Consider the following 592-nt stretch of genomic DNA (forward strand, 5'->3'; position numbering starts at 1 on the left):
CCATTGGGCAGCGGCGGCAGGCCGGCCTCGCGCGCGCTCTGCTCCAGGCGTGGCGGCAGCGGCGGCACCGCGTCGACATTGCGCTCGGCCGAGCCGCTCCACTGGTACCAGGCGGCATAGCCGCCGATCGCCAGCACGGCGCCGAGCAGGATGACCGCCCCGGCCGGCACGCCGCGATCCGGCACCGGCTCGGGGAAGACGAGGTCCTTGGAGCGGGTGGCGGCGCCGGCGCCCTCGCGGAAGCGGCGCACCAGGTCGGGCGCGTCCAGCCCCATGGCCTGGGCATAGCTGCGCACGAAGCCGGTGCCATAGGCGACACCGGGCAGGTCGCGCACCCGCCCCTCTTCCAGGGCGGCCAGGTAGCGGCGGTTGATGCGCAGCTGGTCGGCCAGTTCCTCCAGGCTCACGCCCAGGGCCAGCCGCGACTCGCGCAGCTCCTCACCCACCCGCGCGGCCTCGGCGGGCTGGCTGTCGGTCCGGGGGAGGCGTTTGAGGTCGTAGGGCACGCGGAGAACACCTAACGCGCCGCGCGGCGCGCGGCAAACCGAATTGCGGTGAGGCGCGGCAACGGGCCGCCAGGACCGGCGGGCGG

General features: G+C 75.8%; 1 protein-coding gene. It reads right to left on the minus strand.

Features of this window, described 5'->3' with window-relative positions:
- The coding region (locus tag HMPREF0731_RS22700) for a helix-turn-helix domain-containing protein (RefSeq protein WP_007006624.1) at positions 1–506 on the minus strand (506 nt) is incomplete at its 3' end.
- Positions 507–592 lie beyond the last annotated feature (86 nt).

Source organism: Pseudoroseomonas cervicalis ATCC 49957 (genome assembly GCF_000164635.1).
Classification (GTDB): Bacteria; Pseudomonadota; Alphaproteobacteria; order Acetobacterales; family Acetobacteraceae; genus Pseudoroseomonas; species Pseudoroseomonas cervicalis.